Below are 4,134 nucleotides of genomic sequence, written 5' to 3'. Positions count from 1 at the left end.
CTGACGGGCAACTCCAAATGTATCGGTAATCTTGCTTTTTTACACAAAAACCCTGTCAAGCACTTTTTGCATTTTTTTCGCTGAATAGTTACAAACAAGAATAATGTACGGGGCTATGGTCCACAAGAATAAGAATTCACAATCCTAGACCCTATCTTTGTTTGTCTTGATTATTATATCTAGACCTGACCCCTTTAGCTCATGCTGTCCATAAGAATGCTAGGAAATCAACCACATAGGACGAAGAACACGCCAATGGCCAGAAAACCCGCTGCCCCGAAGAAGCAGAAGAGCTTTGAACAGACCCTGTGGGATACCGCTGACAAGCTGCGCGGTACGGTGGAGTCTTCCGAGTACAAGCATGTGGTACTCAGCCTGATCTTCCTCAAGTTCGTGAGCGACAAGTTCGAGGAGCGCCGCCGGGAGCTGATCGCGGAGGGGCAGGAGGCCTATGTGGACATGGTGGAGTTCTACACCATGAAGAATGTCTTCTACCTGCCGGATGAATCGCGCTGGTCTTCCATCCAGCGCCAGGCCAAGCAGGATGATATCGCGGTGAAGATCGACACCGCGCTGCATACTCTGGAGAAGAACAACAAGGCCCTGCGCGGAGCCTTGCCGGACAACTACTTCACCCGGCTGGGGATCGAGGTCAGCAAGCTGGCGGCTTTGATCGACTCCATCGACAACATCGACACCGTGGCCGATAACGAGCAGGACGTGGTGGGGCGGGTGTATGAGTACTTCCTGGGCAAGTTTGCCGCCACCGAAGGCAAGGGCGGCGGCGAGTTCTATACCCCCAAGTGCGTGGTTAACCTGATCGCTGAGATGATCGAGCCCTACCGGGGCAAGATCTACGACCCCTGCTGCGGCTCGGGTGGGATGTTCGTGCAGTCGGTGAAGTTCGTCGAGAGCCACCAGGGAAACAAGAAGGACATCTCCATCTACGGCCAGGAGCAGACCGGCACCACCTACAAGCTGGCCAAGATGAACCTGGCGATACGCGGGATCGCCGCCAACCTGGGCGAGGTGCCCGCCGATACCTTCTTCAAGGATCAGCACCCGGATCTCAAGGCCGACTTCATCATGGCCAACCCGCCCTTCAACCTGAAGGAGTGGCGTGCCACCGATGAGCTGAGCAATGACCCGCGCTGGGCCGGGTATGAGGTGCCGCCCACCGGCAATGCCAACTATGCCTGGATCCTGCACATGGTCTCCAAGCTGTCGGAAAACGGCGTGGCGGGCTTTGTCCTGGCCAACGGCTCCATGTCCACCAACACCAGCGGCGAAGGGGTGATCCGCCAGAAGTTGATCGAAAACGACCTGGTGGACTGCATGATCGCCCTGCCAGGCCAGCTCTTCTACACCACCCAGATCCCGGTCTGCCTGTGGTTCCTGGCCCGCAACAAGGGCGCACAACGCATCGAGGGCCACAGCGAAAGCAACCACCGCGAGCGCCGGGGCGAGACCCTGTTTATCGACGCCCGCAATATGGGCAGCATGATCGACCGTACCCACAAGGAACTAACCACCGACGACATCGCCGAGATCGCCCGCACCTACCACGCCTGGCGGGGGGAGGCCAAAGATGGAAATTATGAAGACAGACCGGGCTTCTGCAAGGCCGCTATTCTGGACGAGATCAAGGCCAATGACTATGTGCTAACCCCAGGGCGCTATGTGGGTGCTGCCGAGATCGAGGACGACGGCATCCCCTTTGAGCAGAAGATGACCGAACTCAGTCAGACCCTGTATCGGCAGATGGCCGAAGCAGAGCGGCTGGATGCCGAGATTCGCAAGAATCTGGAGGGGTTGGGTTATGGGCAATAAAGCCATTGTAGGGTGCGGTGAGGCACGAACCGCACCGCCCACCGACGGATGCCATGTTCAAGGCAAGCGGTGCGGTTCCTTTGTCACCGCACCCTACGGGCTGGAGGGTGCGGATCATGGGGAGTGATTGGCAAGAGGTAACCTTAGATGAGGTGGCTAACGAAGTAACAGTGGGCTACGTAGGCTCAATGACTTCCGAGTACGTGGACGCTGGCGTGCCATTTTTACGCTCAAAAAATGTTGATGTACTCCGTATCAACCAAGACGACCTAAAGTTTATATCCCATGACTTTCACAAACAGATCTCTAAATCCAAATTAGCTCCTGGCGATGTTGTCATTGTGAGAACGGGAAAGCCCGGAACCACGGCTGTTGTTCCTGAATGGCTTCAAGAAGCAAATTGCTCAGATCTTGTGATTGTTAGATGTGGGTCGAGAATCAATAATCGGTTCTTAGCCTATTATGTGAATTCGGTTGCATCAAGCCATGTGAATGCCCATTTGGTTGGTGCTGTGCAGCAGCACTTCAACGTGGGATCAGCAAAATGCATGAAGGTATTGTTACCTGATATTTCTGAACAAGAAAGAATTGTTGAGATACTTGGCACCCTCGACGAAAAAATCGAACTCAACCGCCAGATGAACACCACACTGGAGGCGATGGCGCAGGCGCTGTTCAAGAGCTGGTTTGTGGATTTTGACCCGGTGATTGATAACGCACTGGCGGCAGGGAATCCCATCCCTGAGCCATTGCAGGCCAGGGCAGAGATGAGAAAGGGGCTTGGCGAGCAACGCAAGCCGCTTCCTGCCGAGATTCAGCACCAGTTTCCCAGCCGGTTTGTCTTTACCGAGGAGATGGGGTGGGTGCCGGAGGGGTGGGAGCTAGTTCCTATCGTGGAGTTATGCGATAGGGTTCAGAATGGCTCTACACCTAAGCGGATGGAAGCCAGCTTCTGGGAAGGTGGTAGTATAAACTGGTTCAAAACTGGTGAGTTATCGGATTCTGTCCTTCTGGAATCAGAGGAAAAAATTACCCAAGAAGGCTTGGACAACTCTTCCTGTAAATTATGGCCTGCGGGAACTGTACTTATTGCCATCTATGCTGCCCCGACGGTGGGTAGATTGGGTGTTCTGTCTCAGGAAAGTACATCCAATCAAGCGTGTACGGGGCTGGTTCCACTAGATACGATTGGACCATATTTTCTTTTTTATACGCTTCTTAACTCTAGGGAATGGTTAAATACGATCGCCGTTGGGGCAGCACAACAAAACATCTCAAAATCGGTTGTTGAGTGTGTTCCATCACTAAAAGTGCCTGAAAATCTTTTGGCAAGTTTTAATGACAGCGTTTTGCCTATATGGGCTTCAGTGCAGCAACGCCTTGAACACAACAACAGTCTGATTCGCCTGCGAGACACACTGCTCCCCAAACTCCTTTCGGGACAGCTCCGTATCCCCGAAGCCGAGGCCATGATTGAACGCTCTGGGGTGGCGGTGTGATCCGCCTGCACGCCACGCAAAAGCTCCTTGCCAAGCTGCCGCTGGGGCCAGGCGGGCGGTTGAAGAGCAAGCGCGGCCTGGGCCATGCCAGCGATGGGGCCGCCAACGATGCCGCTGAATCGCCCTTGAGTGGCTGGCATGCCAATCTGCTCCTGTTGCAACGCCGCCAGTGTGTGCTTATGTTGCACGATACCACCCGCTTTCCGGTGTTCCTGCCCGTGCTGAAAAAGGACGACTTCGCCGAGCTGGATTACTGGTTTGTGGACGGTTTCATGAACACCCTGCTCAAGATGGGAGCCGATGAGGCGGTGATGGAACGCGCCCAAGGCATGTTGGGGCCGCTGGTGTGCGACAGCGCCACCGACCGCTCGGTGTTGGGTACCCTGAACCAAATGGGGCAGGATTTGGGGCATAGGCTTGCCTATGGCGACAGCCAGGTGACCGATCTCTCGCCGTATAAAACCAGTATCTGGCTGGCCCAGATGCCGCGTACCCTGAAGGGGGTAAAGGCGGCTCATTGGCCCATCGATGCCATGTTTGAGTTGTTGGGTGGCAAGACCCCGGCGAGGACACTGAATTTTCCATGAGCCTGTAGGGTGTGGTGAGGTACGAACCGTACCGGATGGGTGGGTGCTTCTGGTGCGGTTCGCGGGGCTCACCGCACCCTTGTATATTAATAGTGAGCAGCAAACTTGCTCAACACTGTAAAGTAGAGCTTACTCAGAAAGTATAAGTAACTGATTCTATATTGGAATCACCTCTATTCTGATAAAATAGTGCACGCATATAAGACAAATAACCCCAA

General features: G+C 54.4%; 3 protein-coding genes. All 3 read left to right on the top strand.

Translation table 11 applies throughout. From position 1 onward, the window contains the following. The first annotated feature begins 255 nt into the window (after positions 1-255). Genes BLV85_RS14310 through BLV85_RS14300 form a run of 3 tightly spaced genes read left to right on the top strand, consistent with a single transcriptional unit; the run spans position 256 to position 3,916 of the window. Complete coding sequence (locus tag BLV85_RS14310) at positions 256-1,830, top strand: type I restriction-modification system subunit M (protein ID WP_090415896.1); 1,575 nt, start codon at positions 256-258, stop codon at positions 1,828-1,830. 53 nt (positions 1,831-1,883) lie between these two features. Next, positions 1,884-3,329: a restriction endonuclease subunit S gene (locus BLV85_RS14305; protein ID WP_218132860.1), complete on the top strand. Its 1,446-nt coding sequence runs from the start codon at positions 1,884-1,886 to the stop codon at positions 3,327-3,329. Next, positions 3,326-3,916 carry a DUF6933 domain-containing protein gene (locus BLV85_RS14300; RefSeq protein ID WP_090415894.1) on the top strand — a complete coding sequence of 197 codons (591 nt, stop codon included), beginning with the start codon at positions 3,326-3,328 and terminating at the stop codon, positions 3,914-3,916. The genes BLV85_RS14305 and BLV85_RS14300 overlap by 4 nt, the downstream gene beginning before the upstream one ends. The last annotated feature ends 218 nt before the right edge of the window (positions 3,917-4,134 follow it).

Source organism: Nitrosomonas halophila (genome assembly GCF_900107165.1).
GTDB classification, from domain to species: Bacteria; Pseudomonadota; Gammaproteobacteria; order Burkholderiales; family Nitrosomonadaceae; genus Nitrosomonas; species Nitrosomonas halophila.
Note: the sequence above shows the minus strand (reverse complement) of the source record. Positions and strands in the feature narration are given on the sequence as shown.